Source organism: Catellatospora tritici (assembly GCF_019083965.1).
Classification (GTDB): Bacteria; Actinomycetota; Actinomycetes; order Mycobacteriales; family Micromonosporaceae; genus Catellatospora; species Catellatospora tritici.
Genome location: NZ_JAHRCY010000007.1, coordinates 147,779 through 164,218, shown reverse-complemented (window position 1 = coordinate 164,218; position 16,440 = coordinate 147,779). Strand labels below are relative to the sequence as shown.

General features: G+C 71.8%; 16 protein-coding genes. 11 read left to right on the top strand and 5 right to left on the bottom strand.

The annotated features are described in order from the left end of the window. Positions 1-1,026 carry a FecCD family ABC transporter permease gene (locus KUA19_RS17780; RefSeq protein ID WP_217397123.1) on the top strand — a complete coding sequence of 342 codons (1,026 nt, stop codon included), beginning with the start codon at positions 1-3 and terminating at the stop codon, positions 1,024-1,026. Next, positions 1,027-1,794, top strand: a complete 768-nt coding sequence (locus tag KUA19_RS17775; RefSeq protein WP_217397122.1) for an ABC transporter ATP-binding protein — start codon at positions 1,027-1,029, stop codon at positions 1,792-1,794. Here KUA19_RS17775 and KUA19_RS17770 read toward each other — a convergent pair. After that, positions 1,787-3,112 (bottom strand): aminotransferase class V-fold PLP-dependent enzyme, encoded by a 1,326-nt coding sequence (locus KUA19_RS17770; protein WP_217397121.1) that lies wholly within the window; start codon positions 3,110-3,112, stop codon positions 1,787-1,789. The genes KUA19_RS17775 and KUA19_RS17770 overlap by 8 nt on opposite strands. A gap of 394 nt (positions 3,113-3,506) precedes the next feature. Here KUA19_RS17770 and KUA19_RS17765 point away from each other — a divergent pair, with 394 nt between their 5' ends. The 4 genes from KUA19_RS17765 (at position 3,507) to KUA19_RS17750 (ending at position 8,537) form a co-directional block, all read left to right on the top strand. Continuing rightward, a complete protein-coding gene (locus KUA19_RS17765) occupies positions 3,507-5,549 on the top strand; it encodes a HelD family protein (protein WP_217397120.1) in 2,043 nt (680 codons plus the stop codon). Positions 5,550-5,851: 302 nt separating this feature from the next. Beyond that, entirely contained in the window at positions 5,852-6,382 is a 531-nt protein-coding gene (locus tag KUA19_RS17760) for an ArsR family transcriptional regulator (RefSeq protein WP_217397356.1), read from the top strand. A 45-nt stretch (positions 6,383-6,427) separates the two neighbouring features. Then, on the top strand, positions 6,428-7,660 hold the full coding sequence (locus KUA19_RS17755) for an MFS transporter (RefSeq protein WP_217397119.1): 1,233 nt from the start codon (positions 6,428-6,430) through the stop codon (positions 7,658-7,660). Positions 7,661-7,688: 28 nt separating this feature from the next. Then, complete coding sequence (locus KUA19_RS17750) at positions 7,689-8,537, top strand: menaquinone biosynthetic enzyme MqnA/MqnD family protein (RefSeq protein ID WP_254549608.1); 849 nt, start codon at positions 7,689-7,691, stop codon at positions 8,535-8,537. A 223-nt stretch (positions 8,538-8,760) separates the two neighbouring features. Here the strand turns inward: KUA19_RS17750 and KUA19_RS17745 are convergent, their stop codons facing one another. Together KUA19_RS17745 and KUA19_RS17740 are read right to left on the bottom strand one after the other, a co-directional pair. Next, the gene (locus KUA19_RS17745; protein WP_217397118.1) at positions 8,761-9,699 is read right to left on the bottom strand and encodes a hypothetical protein; all 939 of its coding nucleotides are present in this window, start codon (positions 9,697-9,699) and stop codon (positions 8,761-8,763) included. A gap of 111 nt (positions 9,700-9,810) precedes the next feature. Next, a complete protein-coding gene (locus tag KUA19_RS17740) occupies positions 9,811-10,746 on the bottom strand; it encodes a hypothetical protein (RefSeq protein WP_308167487.1) in 936 nt (311 codons plus the stop codon). A 325-nt stretch (positions 10,747-11,071) separates the two neighbouring features. On the opposite strand from KUA19_RS17740, the gene paaA reads away from it, so the two are divergent. The 5 genes from paaA to KUA19_RS17715 are packed head-to-tail and all read left to right on the top strand — an operon-like array spanning position 11,072 to position 14,629. Next, positions 11,072-12,109, top strand: a complete 1,038-nt coding sequence (gene paaA, locus KUA19_RS17735) for a 1,2-phenylacetyl-CoA epoxidase subunit PaaA (RefSeq protein ID WP_217397116.1) — start codon at positions 11,072-11,074, stop codon at positions 12,107-12,109. Further along, positions 12,106-12,387 (top strand): 1,2-phenylacetyl-CoA epoxidase subunit PaaB, encoded by a 282-nt coding sequence (gene paaB / locus KUA19_RS17730; protein ID WP_217397115.1) that lies wholly within the window; start codon positions 12,106-12,108, stop codon positions 12,385-12,387. Before paaA ends, paaB begins: the two co-directional genes overlap by 4 nt. Further along, complete coding sequence (gene paaC, locus KUA19_RS17725) at positions 12,384-13,094, top strand: 1,2-phenylacetyl-CoA epoxidase subunit PaaC (protein ID WP_217397114.1); 711 nt, start codon at positions 12,384-12,386, stop codon at positions 13,092-13,094. Before paaB ends, paaC begins: the two co-directional genes overlap by 4 nt. Before the next feature lie 11 nt (positions 13,095-13,105). Further along, positions 13,106-13,573 carry a 1,2-phenylacetyl-CoA epoxidase subunit PaaD gene (gene paaD, locus KUA19_RS17720; RefSeq protein ID WP_217397354.1) on the top strand — a complete coding sequence of 156 codons (468 nt, stop codon included), beginning with the start codon at positions 13,106-13,108 and terminating at the stop codon, positions 13,571-13,573. A gap of 3 nt (positions 13,574-13,576) precedes the next feature. Further along, a complete protein-coding gene (locus KUA19_RS17715) occupies positions 13,577-14,629 on the top strand; it encodes a 2Fe-2S iron-sulfur cluster-binding protein (protein WP_217397113.1) in 1,053 nt (350 codons plus the stop codon). A gap of 132 nt (positions 14,630-14,761) precedes the next feature. Here KUA19_RS17715 and KUA19_RS17710 read toward each other — a convergent pair whose 3' ends face one another. Further along, positions 14,762-15,502: a hypothetical protein gene (locus tag KUA19_RS17710; RefSeq protein ID WP_217397112.1), complete on the bottom strand. Its 741-nt coding sequence runs from the start codon at positions 15,500-15,502 to the stop codon at positions 14,762-14,764. 51 nt (positions 15,503-15,553) lie between these two features. After that, positions 15,554-16,414 carry a CE1 family esterase gene (locus KUA19_RS17705; protein WP_217397111.1) on the bottom strand — a complete coding sequence of 287 codons (861 nt, stop codon included), beginning with the start codon at positions 16,412-16,414 and terminating at the stop codon, positions 15,554-15,556. Positions 16,415-16,440 lie beyond the last annotated feature (26 nt).

The window sequence follows — 16,440 nt, the reverse complement described above, 5'->3', positions numbered from 1 at the left end:
GTGAGCGTGCGAGCGGCGGGACTGCGGGCGGGGTGGCTGGCTGGCGGAATCGCCGCGGTGGTCGTCGCGCTGGTGGCGGCTGTGGCGTTCGGGCCGGTGTCGCTGCCGCCCGGGTCGGTCGCCGTCGAGCTGCTCAACCTCATTCCGGGGGTACGGCTGAACTCCGGCCTCAACCCCCGCGAGATCGCCATCATCACCGAGATCCGGCTGCCCCGCGCCGTGCTCGGACTGCTCGTCGGAGCGATGCTGGCCCTGGCCGGCGGCTGCTACCAGGGCGTCTTCCGCAACCCGCTGGCCGACCCCTATCTGCTCGGCGTGGCCGCCGGAGCGGGGTTGGGCGCCACCATGGCCATCGCCTTCGACAACCGCGCCCTGCTCGCCCCGGCCGCCTTCCTCGGCGCGGCCGGGTCGGTGATCGTGACGTATCTGCTCGGCATGGCCGGTGGCCGGGACCGGTCGTCGGCAACGCTGATCCTGGCCGGGGTCGCCGTGTCGAGCTTCCTCGCCGCGATCCAGACCTACCTGCTGCAGCGCAACGTGGACACCATCCGCGAGGTGTACTCGTGGCTGCTCGGGCGGCTGGCCACCGACGGGTGGCACGAGGTGCGGCTGCTGCTGCCGTACGCGGTGCTGACCGCCGTGGTCGTGCTCGCCCTGCGGCGCGAGCTGGACGTGCTCAGCGTCGGCGACGACGAGGCGGCCGGGCTTGGCCTGCACCCGCAGCGCTCGCGCCTGATCCTGCTGGCCGCCGCCTCGCTGGGCACCGCCGCCGCGGTCGCCGTCTCGGGGCTGATCGGGTTCGTCGGCATCATCATTCCGCACGTGGTACGGCTGCTCGCCGGTGGCTCGTACCGGTCGATCCTGCCCCTGTCCCTGCTCTTCGGCGCCGCCTTCCTGACCCTGTGCGACCTGGCCGCGCGCACCCTGATCGCCCCCGGTGAGCTGCCGATCGGCGTGGTCACCGCGTTCTTCGGGGCGCCGTTCTTCGTGCTGGTGCTGCGCACCACCCGGCAGGTGAGCCTGTAGATGCTGGTCATCGACGGCGTCCGGGTCACCCTCGGGGACACCGAGATCCTGCACGGGGTGGACCTCAGCATCGCCGCGGGCGAGTGGGTGACCGTGATCGGACCCAACGGCGCGGGCAAGTCCACGCTGCTCAAGGCGCTGAGCGGGACGGTGCCGCACACCGGTTCGGTGACCGTCGACGGGATGAGCACCGCCGCCCTGCCGCGCCGCCGCCGCGCCCAACTCGTCGCCACCGTCGCCCAGCAGCCCGTGGTCCCGCCCGGCATGCGGGTGCTCGACTACGTGCTGCTCGGCCGCACCCCGTACATTCCGACCCTCGGGCGCGAGTCCGCCCGTGACCTGGCCAAGGTGGAGCAGACGCTGCACCAGCTCGACCTGCACCGGTTCGCCGGGCGCCCACTGGCCACGCTGTCCGGCGGCGAGCGGCAGCGGGTCTTCCTGGCCCGCGCGCTCGCCCAGGACGCGCCACTGCTGCTGCTCGACGAGCCGACCTCGGCCCTGGACATCGGGCACCAGCAGGAGGTGCTGGAGCTGGTGGACCGGCTGCGCCGCGAACACTCGCTGACCGTGCTGGCCACCATGCACGACCTGTCCGTGGCCGGGGAGTACGCCGACCGGCTGGTGCTGCTCGCCGACGGCCGGGTCGCCGCCGACGGCCCGCCCGCGCAGGTGCTCACCGAGGAGCTGCTGGCCCGCCACTACCGCGCGCGGGTGCGCGTCATCGCGGGCGAGTTCGGGCCGATCGTGGTGCCGGTGCGCCTCAGCTGAGCGCGCGCACGGCCGCCACCGCCCGGTCGACCTCCTCGACGCTGGTCACGATGCTGGTGCCCAGCCGCAGGTAGGACGGGTTGTACGGGGTGGCGCTGGCGGCGATGCCGCGCTCGCGCAGCGCTTTGACCGCCGCGTCCGGGGCGGTTCCGGCGATCTCGCAGCACACCAGCCCGGCCGAGACACGCGGGGATAGCGGCGTGACCAGCCGTACCCCCGAGATCTCCGCCAGTCCCGCCTTGAGCTGGTCGGCCAACTGCGCGGTGCGGGCGGCGACCCGGTCGCGGCCCAGCGCGTGGTGGAACGCGAACGCCTCGCGCAGCGCCCAGCGGTGCTCGAACGCGTGGTAGCCGCCGGGGGACGGGGGCACGCCTCCCGCCGGGCCCGGCCCGAAGCCGAGCCAGGCGCCGATGCTGGCGTTGTCGAACGGCGGAATGATCGGCTGGAATCGCTGCCAGGCGGCCTCGGTGCCCCAGACCAGGCCGGTCCCGCGCGGTCCGAACAGCCACTTGTGGCCGCCGGAGACGAGAAAGTCGCAGCCCAGCTGGGTCGGGCCCGCGTCGACCGCGCCGAAGCCGTGTACCCCGTCGACGCACAGCAGCGCCTTCTCCCGTGGTGAGCGGTTCCGGTTGACCTCGCCCAGCGCGGTGGCGATCTCGCGGATCGGCAGGCGTACGCCGGTGCTGGAGTGCACCCAGGTCACCGCGACGATCCGGGTCTTCGGCGTGACCCCGGCGATCAGGGCACCGACCATCTCGTCGACGCCCGCCGCCGCCGGATCCTGATAGAGGCGGACGCGGCGCACGGTCACGCCGTCGCGGGCGGCGCGCAGCCGCAGCGACTCGTGGGTGGAGTAGAAGTCGTGCTCGGTGGTGAGCACCTCGTCGCCGGGGGCCAGCGTCAGGCCGCCGTAGAGCAGGCCCAGGCCCATCGTGGTGGAGTCGGTGAGGTACAGCTCGCCGTGGGCGCCCAGGTATCGGGCCGCTTCCTGGGTGATCTGGGCGTCGCGGGCGACCTCGTTGGCGTGCAGGTAGGTCAGCGGGTCGCGGTCGAGCTGGGTGCGGTGGTTGTCGATCGCGGCGCGAACGGTCGCGGGCGGGCTGGCGAAGACGAACGCGTCGAAGTGGGCGACGGCGGGGTCGAGCGCGAACTGGGTGCGTACGCTCGCCCAGTCCTGCGGGTCGAGCGGCGGCACGCCTACCCGGTCGGTCGCCTTCGGCGGGTCGTCGTCGCAGGCCGCCAGCGCGCCCAACGCCGCCGTGCCCGCCGCGCCCAGCACCAGCCGCCGACTCACGGTCGTCTTGCCCGTCCACGCCATGCCCTCATGGCAGCACGCCCGCCCCGGTCGGCACCACGCCCCACCACCACTCGCCGCGAAAGCGTTAGACAGCAACGCACCCCGCCCACACGCCGCCGCCACGGGGCGGGCCCGCGGGGCGTGGGGCGGGCCCGCGGGGCGTGGGTGCAGTTTCGGGGAAAGTGCTGGAATGCGGGCCAAGATTCGTGCAGTTTCCCCGAAACTGCACGTCCCGCCTGGCGGGAGGTGCGCGAAGGCGGGGCTGCCGGCGGCGAAAATGCGTCGATGGATGGGGCTTGACGGGCTAGGCTGGGCGGTTCGTGCGCGCTGACGCCGCGCCGAGGCACAGCCGGTACCCGGGACTACGGGTGAGCCGGGCGGCCAGGTCACACAGCGACCCGGAGGTACCGCCGTCATGCTTGTCGATCTCGACACCGAACTCGAAGCCGAACGAACCCACATGATCACGTCGCGGGCCGCCCTGCACGCGATGCGCCTGCACGCCGAGGCGATGTACGCCAGCGGCTCGCTGGTCGCCGGTGACCCCTTCGCCGCGGAGACCCTTGGCATCGCGCTGGCCCGGCGGGTGGCCGAGCTTGCCGACGATCCCCGTACCCCGCTGTTCTTCGGCCGTCTCGACCTCGACGCCGCACCCGTGCCCGGGGACGAGCCGCTGACCGGCCGGTTCCATGTCGGGCGTCGGCACGTCGCCGACCAGCTCGGCGAGCCCCTGGTGCTGGACTGGCGAGCCCCGGTCAGCCGGGCCTTCTACCAGGCGAGCGCCCGCGACCCACAGGGTGTGCGGACCCGCCGCCGGTTCGGGTTCGCCGCCGGCGACCTGACCAGCTTCGAGGACGAGCACCTGGCCCGGGGCGAGGAACTCGGCACCTCCAGCAGGATTCTCATCGAGGAGATCGAGCGCCCGCGTGTCGGGCCGATGCGTGACATCGTCGCCACCATCCAGCCCGAGCAGGACGAGCTGGTCCGCGCCGACCTCGACGTCTCGATCTGCGTGCAGGGGGCACCGGGAACCGGAAAGACGGCGGTTGGCCTGCACCGGGCCGCGTACCTGCTCTACCTGCACCGCGAGCGGCTGCGGCGCACCGGCGTGCTGATCGTCGGGCCGAACCAGGCGTTCCTCAGTTACATCGCCGCCGTGCTGCCCGCCCTCGGCGAGCTGGAGGTGAAGCAGTCCACGCTGGAAGCGCTCATCGGCCGGGTGCCCGTCTCGGCAGTCGACCCGGTCGAGACCGAGACCGTCAAGCACGACCCGCGGATGGCGGCCGTGCTGCACCAGGCGCTCTGGTCGCGACTGGCTCGGGCCGAGGTCCCGATCCAGGTCTCCGACGGCGCATACCGGTGGCGGATCGACCCGGGGGTGCTGTCGCGGCTGGTCGACGACACGCGCCGGGAGAACCCCACCTATCTGCTGGGCCGTGAGCGCGTACGTGCCCGCGTGGTCGGGCTCCTGCAGCGCCAGGCCGAGACGCGCTCGGGCGAGTCACCGGGCGAGTCGTGGCAGCGGCGGATGGGCAAGACCAAGCCGGTGGTCGAGTTCCTCGACGCGTGCTGGCCGGCCGTGACGCCCGAGTCGCTGGTCTTCGAGCTACTCAGCGACCCGGTGGCGCTGGCCGGTGCCGCCGAGGGCCTGCTGACCGAGGACGAGCAGCAGGCGCTGCTCTGGCGTAAGCCCGCCCGGACCGTCAAGAGTGCCAAATGGAGCAGCGCTGACATGGTCCTGCTCGACGAGGCCGCTGGGTTGTTGGAACGAGAGCCCAGCCTCAGCCACATCATCATCGATGAGGCGCAGGACCTTTCACCGATGCAGTGCCGGGCCATCGCGCGGCGCACCACCCACGGGTCGATCACGCTGCTCGGTGATCTCGCGCAGGGCACGGCGCCGTGGGCGGCGACGGACTGGGCGGACTCGTTGCGGCACCTGGGTAAGCCAGACGCGCCGGTGGTGCCGCTGACCACCGGGTTCCGCGTGCCCGAGGCGGTCGTCGCGCTGGCCAACCGGCTGCTGCCGGCGCTGGAGGTCAACGTGCCCCCGGCGGTGTCGCTGCGCCAGGACGGCGACCTCGTCATCCGCGGCGTCGACGAGCTGGCCGCGGCCGTGCTCGCCGAACTGGACGCGACGCGCGCGCTGCCCGGGTCGGTCGGGGTCATCGCCGCCGACCGGCACCTCGACGGGTTGCGGGCCGCACTCGTCGCGGCCGGGGTGGAGCCCAGCGAACTCGACGATCCGGAGAGCAACCGCGTCACGATGGTCCCGGCGATGCTGGCCAAGGGCTTGGAGTACGACCATGTCATCGTCGTCGAACCAGCCGACATCGTGGACGCGGAACCGCGCGGGCTGCACCGGCTGTACGTCGTGCTCACCCGCGCCGTGACGCGGCTGACGGTGCTGCACGCCCGCGCACTACCCGAAGCCCTGACCGTCGGCGATAAGGGCTGATCCGTGGCGACCCGGGTCCGGTGAGCGAACGCTCGCCGGACGTCCGTGGCTGCCGGGCCGAGCCGGGGTCGGGCCTTCCAGGCGCACCCGGGTAGGGCGTCAGCACGGTCTCAGCGGAATCCCTTCTGCACCCGGACCGCCACCGCCGGAGCATCCGCGCCGAGGTCGAGACCGCAGCGGATGGCTCCGGTGTCGGGCATTGCCCACGAGGTGACGGTGCTAGTTGCTCATCGGGCCACCGCACGTGATTTTCTTTACGGGTGAGCTCTGGGGAACAGTTGAGGATCACGGATCCCGCGGTGATGCGCGCGTTGGCGCACCCCGCCCGAATCGCGATCATGGAGCACCTGGCGGGCAGCGTCGAGGATGTGACCGCCACCGAGTGCGCCGGAGTGGTGGGTCTGTCGCCGAGTGCGACCAGCTACCACCTGCGCGCCCTGGCGAAGGCGGGCCTCATCGAGGACGCGCCGAGCCGGGGTGACGGGCGCGAACGCGTCTGGCGGACCAGGATGCGCGGGTACTCCATAGAACTGGAGGGGGGCGCCGACTCCGAGGCCAAGGCGGCCGAGCGGGCGGTGACCGATGTCTTCCTGGCGCGCGGCGACGAGCGGGTGCGGCAGTGGGTGGCGCGGTCGGCCGAGGAGGCGCCGGAGTGGTACGACGCGGCGCTGATGAGCGAGACGGTGCTGATGGTGACCGCCGCCGAGCTCAAGGAGATCACCAAGAAGATGCTGGAGATGCTGGAGCCCTACAAGAGAAGCGTCCGGCAGAACGACCCGCCGGAGGGATCGCGGCGCGCGCTGCTACAGATGCGCGCGGTGCCGCTCGACTGAGGGATCTCTATTGCCCCATCGGGATGTGAAAGCATACTGTGAAGCATGTCTTTCACATCCCGGTGGTCCGACGTGGTCATCGCCTCGGTCGCCCAGCTCATGGCCGCGCTGGGCACCTTTCTGGTGATGACGACCCTGGTGCTAGCGCTGCAGGAGCGCGGCGGCAGCGGTCTGCAGGTGGCGCTGCTCGTGGTCGCCGAGACGCTGCCCGTGGTGGTGCTCGCCCGCTGGGTCGGCCGTCTCGTCGACCGGGTGGACAGCCGTCTGCTGCTCATCGTCGCGGGGCTCGGTCAGGTCGGTGCTGCGTTCGCGCTGGCCTACGCCAGCCGGTACGAGTGGATCGTGGCGGGCGCCGTCGCGCTGGCCTGCGCCACCGCGATCGCCCAACCCACCCGCTCGGCCCTGCTGCCCGCGATGGTCACCCGTGAGGACCTGGCCCGCGCCAACGCGATCGGGCAAACCGCCGGATCCATCGGCATGATGGCCGGACCGTCGCTGGCCGGGCTGCTCGTCGGCACGGTCGCGGTCGAGCAGACGCTGCGCGTCTCCGCGCTGGCCTTCGCGTTCACGGTGCTCGCCGGAGTCCTGCTGCGCACCCGCCGCGGCGGCACCGCCGCCCAGCCTGCGGCCGCCGATCGGCCCAAGGCCGCGCCGGTCACCTGGCAGCTGCGCGACGACCGCATGTACTGGGTGATGGTGTGGAGCCTGGCCCTGATCATCGGCCTGGTCTCGGCGGTCAACGTGGCCGAGGTCTTCTTCGTCCGCGAGACCCTGGGCGCCTCCGCGGTCCTGTACGGCGTGGTCACCTCGGCCTGGACCGTCGGCATGCTCGTCGGTGCCTGGGTGCTCGCCCGGCTGATCCGTCCCGCCACCGCCGACGGTGCCCTGGTCCGCTGGATCTTCTTCGGGCTGGCCGTCATCTGCGGTGCCGTGCTCCTCTGCGGCACCGTCACCGCCGCGCTGTGGATCATCCCGTGCTGGCTGGCTGGTGGTCTGGTCAACGGCGGCCAGAACGTCATCGCGGGCACCCTGCTCGGCCGCCGCGTCCCGCCTGAGGCGCGGGGACGGGCCGCCGCCGCGGTGCAGTCGAGGGTGCAGGGCGGCGGTTTGGCCGGGTTCTTCCTCGGCGGGGTCGTGCTCGACCTGATCGACGCGCGCTGGGTCGTGCTCGGCGCGGGCGCGCTCGGGCTGCTCGGGATACTGCTGGTCATGCCGGTCGTACGCGGCGTGACCGCGACCGGGCGTACGTCACCGCAGGTCCAGGCGACGGCCGCCTGATCGTCCGACCCGGGTAGGCTCCCTGATCATGAGCGCAGTGCGGCGTCCCCGGGTCGGACACATCCAGTTCCTGAACTGTCTCCCCATCTACTGGGGCCTGATGCGTTCGGGCGCGCTGATCGACGTCGACCTGCACAAGGACTCCCCCGACCGGCTCAGCGACTCGCTGGTCCGCGGTGACCTCGACATCGGCCCGATCTCGCTCGTCGAGTACCTGCGCAACGCCGACGACCTGCTGCTCCTGCCCGACCTCGCGGTCGGCTCGGACGGTCCCGTGCTCTCGGTGAACATCGTCTCCCAGGTGCCGCTGACCGAGCTCGACCAGACCCGGGTCGCGCTGGGCAGCACCTCGCGCACCAGCGTGCTGCTCGCGCAGATGCTGCTGCAGGACCGTTACGGCGTACGCCCCGACTACTTCACCTGCCCGCCCGACCTCACCTCGATGCTGCTCGACGCGCAGGCCGGAGTGCTCATCGGCGACGTCGCGCTGCGCGCGCTGTTCGAGGCCCCCCGCCGCGGGCTGGCCGTCACCGACCTCGGCCAGGCCTGGCGCGAGTGGACCGGCCTACCCATGGTCTTCGCGGTATGGGCCGTCCGCCGCGACTTCGCCGCCGCCCACCCCGGGCTGGTCAAGGACGTGCACGAGGCGTTCCTGCGCTCGCGCGACCTGTGCCTGACCGAACTCGACGACGTCGCCACGGCGGCGGCCCGCTGGGAGCCCTTCGACGCCACCACCCTGGCCTCGTACTTCCGCGTCCTCGACTTCTCCCTCGGCGGCCGCCAGGTCAACGGCCTACGCGAGTTCGCCCGCCGCGCCGCCGCCCTCGGCCACGTCCCCGCCCTCCCCACCGACGGCCCCGAGTTCATGCCCCTCTGACCCGAGGTAAGGAAGGGCCCCTTCTTATCGCTTTGCGATGTAGAAGGGGCCCTTCTTGACGCCGGACATCCTCGGCGCACAGCACATCCTCGGCACGCGGCGTGCAGTTTCGGGGAAACTGCGCGAATCCGAGCCTTGATTCCAGCACTTTCCCTGAAACTGCAGCCGCGCCGCGCCGCGCCGCGCCGCGCCGCGCCGCGCGGCTGGGCGCGGCCGGGTGGAGTCAGACCAGGTCGGTGCGGGTGCGGAGTTGGGTGGCGATGGACTTGGCGGTGTCGCCACCGATGCTCCAGGGCTTGCTCAGCGGGGGCCGGGTCATCACCGCCATGGTCCAGGTATCGCCCAGGGCCATGCAGTTCACGGTCCAGAAGCCGAGGGCCTGGCGATCGACCCAGCCGTTCTTGATGGCGATGTTCTTCTGCTCGGCGGCGGGCCAGGCCTTGCGGATGCCGAAGTCGCCGGTGCCGCGTACCTGGCGCATCTCGTTGACCAGCCAGTTGGTCCACTTGGGACCCGCGGCGGTGCCGTTGCCGATGCAGTTGGCGATGCGGCAGGTGTCGCGGGCCGACAGCGCCGTGGTGCTCCAGCCGTCACCGGCCTTGGAGTCGGTGAGCTTGCAGATCGAGACCAGGCGGCCGATCGTCGCCGACCTGCCGAGTTCGGCGTAGAGGGTGGAGGCGGGCTCGTTGGCGCTGTCGCGGATCATCGTGCTGATCATGTTCATCCGGGCCGTGCTGGGAGTCGTACCGGACTCGGTGGCGCGGCGCAGGTAGTCGGCGGCGAGCCAGGCCTTGATCATCGACGCGGTCATGTTGGTCTGGTTGAAGTTGGTCGAGCCGATGATGCGGCCGGACTGCCGGTCCATCAGCGCCCAGCTCCACCAGCCGGAGGTGTTGACGCTGACCAGGCCGGTGGTCGATTCGGTGAGGGCGGCGTGCTCCACCCCGGGCTTGCCCGGCTGCACCGGCACCGCCGCCGCGGCCTCGCGGCTGGGAGTGGGCACGGCCGAGGGCGACGCCGACGGGCTCGCCGGGCTCGGCGGGAAGCTCGTGCCGAGCGCCTCTGGGGTGCCGGTCCCGCCGCGGGAGGCCAGCCAGAAGCCGCCACCGGCGAGTGCGGCCAGGCCGGCGCCGCCGGCAAGCAGCGCACGGCGTCGGTTCATCAACTGCGTCATGAGGGGACTCCGGGGGAGGGGTGGTGCGGAGGGGTGGTGCTGGGGGGGTGGCGCGGGGGGTGTGGTGCGGAGGGGGTGTGCTGCGGGGTGGGAGCGGGGTCAGGCTCTCGGCAGGAGTTGGCCGGCGACGCTGGCGCAGACGTCGGCACCGTACTGCAGGCCGTTTTCGACCGGGTAACGAGTCATCACGCTCATGATCCAGTCATCGCTTATGGCCAGGCAGTTCAGGTGCCAACTACTGTCGGCGCCGATGGCGGTCCAACCGTTCTTGATGGCGAGGGTGTGGGCGACAGTGCTCGGTACGCCGTCGATGATGCCCCACCGACCGCCGCCGCGGGTGGCCTGCTGGTCGGCGGCGGCGGTGCTGCCCTCGACCTGCTGCATCTCGGACAGCACCCAGCCGGTCCACTTCGCCCCGGCGGCGGTGCCGTCGGCGACGCAGGAGGCCAGCTTCAGCGCGTCGCGCGGCGACATCTGGGTGCGGCTCCACCAGGACGGGTACGCCGAGGTGTCGGTCATCCCGCACATGGAGATCATGCGGTGTACCGACTCGTCGCTGCCGTTGGCGACGTACAGGGCCTGGGCGGCGCGGTCGTCGGAGTGCCGGATGGCGTCGCTGGCCTTGGCGAGCCAGTCCGGGGTGACGGTCTGGCCGCTCTCGGCGGCGCGGCGCAGGAAGTCCGAGACCAGCCAGATCTTGATCATGGATTCGGTACTGCTGGTCTGGTTCGCGTTCCGAGCGGCGACGACCTCGCCGGTGTGCCGGTCGAGCATGGCCCAGCCGATGTAGTCGCCCTTGAAGTCGAGGTTCACCCGCCCGGCGACCAGGGACCGGCTCGGGCGCGAGTTGCTGACCGGGCGGGTCGCCTTCGGGCTCGCCGACGGGGTGGCGGCGGAGCTCGGGCTCGCGGTGGCGGGCTCGGGCGTGGCCGAAGCGGGCTCGGGGCTCGCCACGGGCTGGGTCTGTGCCGGGACAGCGCTCACCACGTTGGCCTCCGAGCCGGTGAGGGCCGATGCCGCGGATGGGATCAGCACTGCCAGGACCATAACGCCGAGCGCCGTGGTCGTGGCAGTGAAGGGTGTGCGCCGGGGCATGGGGGTGCTCCTGGGGGTGACGTCGCTGTCAGGGGGTGGTGCCCGTCCCGGCGGGGGTGGCCACCGGAACGCGGTCAAAGGTAGGCCGGATCGCTGGGAGCTGCCTTTATGCCGGTCTTGCCCAAGCGTGAACCGGCTTGTTCGGGTGACGCAGGTCACTCCTCAGTAGGACTGTTCGCTCCGCGCGACGGCCATTCGTGCCAGGTCATAGCACTGCTTATGACAGTTGTTGCGCGCATCGGCGACAAGCTGTAACACTGGCCGCATGGAGACCCCGCTGCCCGGCGTCGCGGGCGCCGACAGCCTGCTCGGCGAGGTGGAAGAGGCGGAGGCGGCATTGCGTGCCGCCGCCGACCGCGCCCTCGACGGACCGGCCTCGTTCGACGCCGTCATCGCCGCCGACCAGAAGATCGAGCCGCGCGACATGATGCCCGACGCCTACCGGGCCGGGCTCGTCCGCCAGATCGCCCAGCACGCCCACTCCGAGATCATCGGCATGCAGCCCGAGGGCAACTGGATCAGTCGCGCCCCCACGCTGCGTCGCAAGGCGATCCTGCTGGCCAAGGTGCAGGACGAGGCGGGCCACGGGCTGTACCTCTACGCCGCCGCCGAGACGCTGGGAGTCAGTCGCGAGGAGTTGGACCAGGCGCTGCTGACGGGAAAGCAGAAGTACAGCTCGATCTTCAACTACCCCACGCTGAGCTGGGCTGACGTCGGTGCGATCGGCTGGCTGGTGGACGGGGCGGCGATCGTCAACCAGGTCCCGCTGTGCCGCTGCTCGTACGGGCCGTACGCCCGCGCCATGATCCGGGTGTGCAAGGAGGAGTCCTTCCACCAGCGCCAGGGCTACCAGTCGCTGTACGTGCTCGCCCAGGGCACGCCCGAGCAGCGGGCCATGGCCCAGGACGCGGTGGACCGCTGGTGGTACCCGTCGCTGGCGATGTTCGGCCCGCCCGACGCCGACTCCACCCACTCCGCGCAGTCGATGGCGTGGAAGGTCAAGCGCTTCTCCAACGACGAGCTGCGCCAGCGCTTCGTCGACATGTGCGTGCCGCAGGCGGAGATCCTCGGCCTCACCCTGCCCGACCCGGACCTGCGCTGGAACGACGAGCGCGGCCACTACGACTACACCTCGCCCGACTTCGACGAGCTGATGCGCGTGGTGAAGGGCGACGGTCCGTGCAACCGGCAGCGGATGGCGCACCGTAACCGCGCCTACGCCGACGGCGCCTGGGTGCGCGAGGCCTCCGCCGCGTACGCGGCCAAGCAGCAGAGCAAGCGGAAGGAACTGGTGACGGCATGAGCGCGGAGCCACTGTGGGAGGTGTTCGTACGGCCCCGGCGCGGGCTGGCGCACACCCATGTCGGGAGCCTGCACGCGCCCGACGCGGCGATGGCGCTGCGGCACGCGCGTGACCTGTACACCCGCCGCCAGGAGGGCGTCTCGCTCTGGGTCGTCCCGGCTGCCGAGATCACCGCGTCGAGCCCGGACGAGAAGGACCCGTTCTTCGACCCGGCCGCCGACAAGATCTACCGGCACCCGACCTTCTACGAGCTGCCCGAAGGGGTGGCGCACCTGTGAGCACCCACCCCGACCTGCTCGCCCTCGGCGACGACGCGCTGATCGCGGCGCAACGGCTGGCCGAGTGGGTGTCGCGCGCGCCCACGCTGGAGGAGGACGTGGCGCTGGCCAACATCGCCCTCGACCAGCTCGGCGCGGCCCGGTTGCTGCTGACGGCGGTGGGCGAGCGGCTGGACCCGCCGCGCACCGAGGACGACCTGGCATACCTGCGCGGCGACCACGAGTTCCGCAACTGCCTGCTGGTGGAGCTGCCGCTCGGCCCGGCCCGGGGCGACCTGGACTTCGGCTGGACCACCGCCTGGCTGCTGCTGCTGTCGGCGGCGCAGCTGCTGCGCTACACCGACCTGGCCGCCTCCGGCGACGAGCTGGCGGCGGCGATCGGGGCGAAGACGGTCAAGGAGTCGACGTACCACCTGGACCACGCCTCGCAGTGGGTGGTGCGGCTCGGTGACGGCACGCCGGAGTCGCACCGCCGGATGCAGGACGCGCTGGACGCGCTGTGGCCGTACGCGCACGAGTTGACCGAGGGTATCCGCGAGCGCTGGCTGGCGCTGGTCGAGCCGGTGTTGGCGCAGGCGACGCTGACCCGGCCCGCCGACCGGTGGACCCCGTCGGGCGGGCGGCTCGGGCAACACACCGAGCACCTGAGCTACCTGCTGGCCGAGATGCAGTCGCTGCACCGCGCGCACCCGGGAGCCACCTGGTGAACACGACCGCGCTGCGCGATCCGCTGGAGCTGGCCGGGGCCGTCCCCGACCCGGAACTGCGCGTGATCACCATCGCCGAGCTGGGCATCCTGCGCGGCGTGGAGTCCGGCGCCGACGGCCGGGTCACCGCGGTCATCACGCCGACCTACTCGGGCTGCCCGGCGATGGACGCCATCGCCGACGACGTCCGGGCGGCGCTGGCCGCGGGCGGGTACCCGGATGCGCGGGTGCGTACCGTGCTCAGCCCGGCCTGGTCCACCGACATGATCACCGAGTCGGGGTGGGCGGCGCTGCACCGCGCGGGCATCGCCGCGCCGGGCGAAGGCGGCACCCCGTCGTGTCCGCACTGTGCCGGAGGTGGCACAGCCGCCAGCGGTCCGGTGACAGTGCAACTCAGCCGGTACGCCTCGACGCCGTGCCAATCGCTGTGGCGCTGCCACGGCTGCCTGGAACCGTTCAACGCGATCAAGAAGCTGTGAGCCGTGAGCACGACATTCCATGAGCTGACCGTGGCCTCGGTCGAGCAGCTGACCCCGTCCGCGGTGGCGCTGACCCTGGCGGTGCCCGTGCCGCTGCGCGAGGTGTTCGCGTTCCGTCCCGGGCAGCACCTGACGGTGCGGCTGGACGAGACCGAGCGGCGGTCGTACTCGATCTGCTCGACGCCCGCCGACCTGCGCGAACACGGCCTGCTCACGGTCGGGGTGAAGCGGGTGCCCGGCGGCGCCTTCTCCACCCGGGCGCAGGAGTTCGCACCCGGCGAGACGCTGGCCGTGCTGCCGCCGCTGGGTCGGTTCACCACCGAACTCGACCCGGCCCGCACCCGCCGCTACGGCGCGATCGTCGCCGGATCCGGCATCACGCCGGTGCTGTCGCTGGTCGCCACCGCGCTGGCGACCGAGCCGGGCAGCACGTTCACGGTGCTGTGCGGCAACCGCAGCGCGGGTGAGGTGATGTTCGCCGACGCGCTGGCCGACCTGAAGGACCGCTTCCCGGGGCGGCTGCAGCTGGTGCACGTGCTGTCGCGGGAGATGCAGCCCAGCGAGCTGCTGTCGGGGCGGCTGGACGCCGACCGCACCACGGCGCTGCTCAAGGCGTTCGACCTGGCCGAGGTGGACGAGTGGTTCCTGTGCGGGCCGCTGGGCGTGGTGCGCTCGGCCCGCGAGGCGCTGGCCGCGGTCGGCGCGATCGGGCGGGCGCACGTGGAGCTGTTCCACGCCGAGGAGCCGCCGCCTCCGGCCGCCGACGCGGCGGGTGGGGGGACGGTCGGCGTACGCATCGTGCTGGACGGCCGGTCGACCGAGTTCGCGATGGAGCGCGGCGAGCGGGTGTTGGACGCCGCGCTGCGGCACCGCGGCGAGCTACCGTACGCCTGCAAGGGTGGCGTCTGTTCGACCTGCCGGGCGAAGGTCGTGTCGGGCTCGGTGGAGATGGCCGCGAACTGGGCCCTGGAGCCCGAGGAGCTGGCCGCCGGCTACGTGCTGACGTGCCAGTCGTCGCCGACCAGCGACGAGATCGCGCTGGACTTCGACGCTTAGCCCGCAGTCATGTGCGCGGTATGTAGCTGGAGTGGTCCGGCGCTGTCGCCGCAGACCTGCGCATTTCCTGCCCGGCTGGCTGGCTGGCTGTCGGGCGGGCCGGTGGCGCAGGGGCACTCTGGTAGGAGCGCGTCAGCCGTAGAGGCGCTCCGCCCAGTAGACCTGTCGGTCGGAGCCGATGAAGACCAATGCGATGAGTATGTCGGACTGGGCGATCGGAGCGGATGCGAGGTATCGCCGCTCCTCGCCCTCGATCTGCGGAAAGTGCGCGAGGAACTGCACCGATCCCGCCGCCGGGGCTGTGGCGAGCGTGAGACCGCCGGCGTGCCAGCGGTTCTCGCCGACCTTGACACCACCGGCCCCTCGAAGCCACGGATACTTCTCCGCGACCCGGATGAGGACACCGTCGTCACCGGATACCACGTTGAGTCCGCTGGCCGAGGTCCCCACCACATACGAGGGTTTCAGATTCGAGCGCTTGTCCACGATCACGATCTCGAACCAGCCGTCCTCGTGCCAATTCGAACTCAGCCCGGGAAGCACTTTCCACGTGACTTCCCCGCGCAGCATCTGATGGCCCTCGCCGCCCACCAACTCGGGTCCGCCCGGCTGCAGGTAGTGAACGCGGTCCTTGGCGGAGTCTTCCAGCGGCTCAACCACGGCGACGGGATGGATGTCGACGGCCTCGAACGGTGGCCGGTTGTGCTGCCAGACGTAGATTCCATAACCGGCGGCGATGACGACCGCCAGGCCGGCGGCGAAAATGGCGGTACGGCGATTCACGGCGTCGATTACAGCACGCCGCCGCACCTCGGTCGCGCCGCTCGACTGGGCCGACCGGGTGTGCACGACGCCTCGCCCGACGATGGTCAAGAAGGGCACCTTCTACATCGCAAAGCGATAAGAAGGTGCCCTTCCTTACCCTCAGGGCAGGGGGTGGGTGAGGAAGAACTCCCAGATGAGGGTGTTCGCGTCTACCGGGTGAGCGCCCCCGTCGGGCCACTCGTGGCCCATGCCGATCACGCTGTAGACGACGTGCTCCGTGCCGCTGCCGCAGCTCGCGGTGTATCGGTGGGCCTTGCCGTGCGGGCCGGTCAGGGTGTGCACCGCTGGTTCGCCGCAGCCGGCCAGGCGCCGCCACTGGTTGTTGGTGCCGGGCCAGGAACCGGCGAACCGGTCCACGCTGCCCTGGAAGGTGAGTAGCGGGATCGGCGGCGCCAGTGGTGCCGCGTTGTCCGGCTCGGTCTCGATCCGACCGCTGACCGGTGCGAGCGCGCCGAAGCGCCCGGGCAGGTCGCGGGCGAGCCGGTAGGTGAAGGCCGCGCCGTTGGAGAAGCCGGTGGCGTAGGTCCGCTTGGGGTCGGCGCCCCAGTCGCGGACCAGGTGGTCGAGCAGCGCGCCGATGAAGCCGACGTCGTCGGCGCCGCCTGAGCGCGCGGTGTTCCAGCGATCGCCGAACCCCTGGGGGTACGCGACGAGGAAGCCCTTCGCGTCGGCCACTGGCGACAGCTTGCTGGTCTGCTCGGCGTCCGCGCTCTTGCCGGGCTGGCCATGGAACACCAGCACCAGCGGCAGGGTGGTGCCCGGGGTCCAGTCGGGCGGGGCGTGCAGGCGGTAGTCGCGCCGCACCCCGTCGTGCAGCAGGGCGAGGTCGTGGTCGCCCGGCCCCGGGTGCTCCGGCGGCAGGCTGACCGCCGGGCTCGGCGCGGTCTCGGGAGGCGTGCCCGTCGCGGCGCAGCCCGTGAGTACGGTGGCGAGGGTCAACAGCACGGCGATGTGTTTCACGTGAATCCCCCTATGTCAGAGTCGAC

What these genes read in the sequence shown, in the direction of transcription:
- KUA19_RS17750 (WP_254549608.1), top strand. Translation starts at nt 7,689, where the DNA reads ATGAGCGCAGTGCGGCGTCCCCGGGTCGGACACATCCAGTTCCTGAAC.
- paaA (WP_217397116.1), top strand. Translation starts at nt 11,072, where the DNA reads ATGGAGACCCCGCTGCCCGGCGTCGCGGGCGCCGACAGCCTGCTCGGC.
- KUA19_RS17765 (WP_217397120.1), top strand. Translation starts at nt 3,507, where the DNA reads ATGCTTGTCGATCTCGACACCGAACTCGAAGCCGAACGAACCCACATG.
- paaB (WP_217397115.1), top strand. Translation starts at nt 12,106, where the DNA reads ATGAGCGCGGAGCCACTGTGGGAGGTGTTCGTACGGCCCCGGCGCGGG.
- KUA19_RS17755 (WP_217397119.1), top strand. Translation starts at nt 6,428, where the DNA reads ATGTCTTTCACATCCCGGTGGTCCGACGTGGTCATCGCCTCGGTCGCC.
- KUA19_RS17760 (WP_217397356.1), top strand. Translation starts at nt 5,852, where the DNA reads ATGCGCGCGTTGGCGCACCCCGCCCGAATCGCGATCATGGAGCACCTG.
- KUA19_RS17775 (WP_217397122.1), top strand. Translation starts at nt 1,027, where the DNA reads ATGCTGGTCATCGACGGCGTCCGGGTCACCCTCGGGGACACCGAGATC.
- KUA19_RS17745 (WP_217397118.1), bottom strand. Translation starts at nt 9,699, where the DNA reads ATGAACCGACGCCGTGCGCTGCTTGCCGGCGGCGCCGGCCTGGCCGCA.
- KUA19_RS17770 (WP_217397121.1), bottom strand. Translation starts at nt 3,112, where the DNA reads ATGGCGTGGACGGGCAAGACGACCGTGAGTCGGCGGCTGGTGCTGGGC.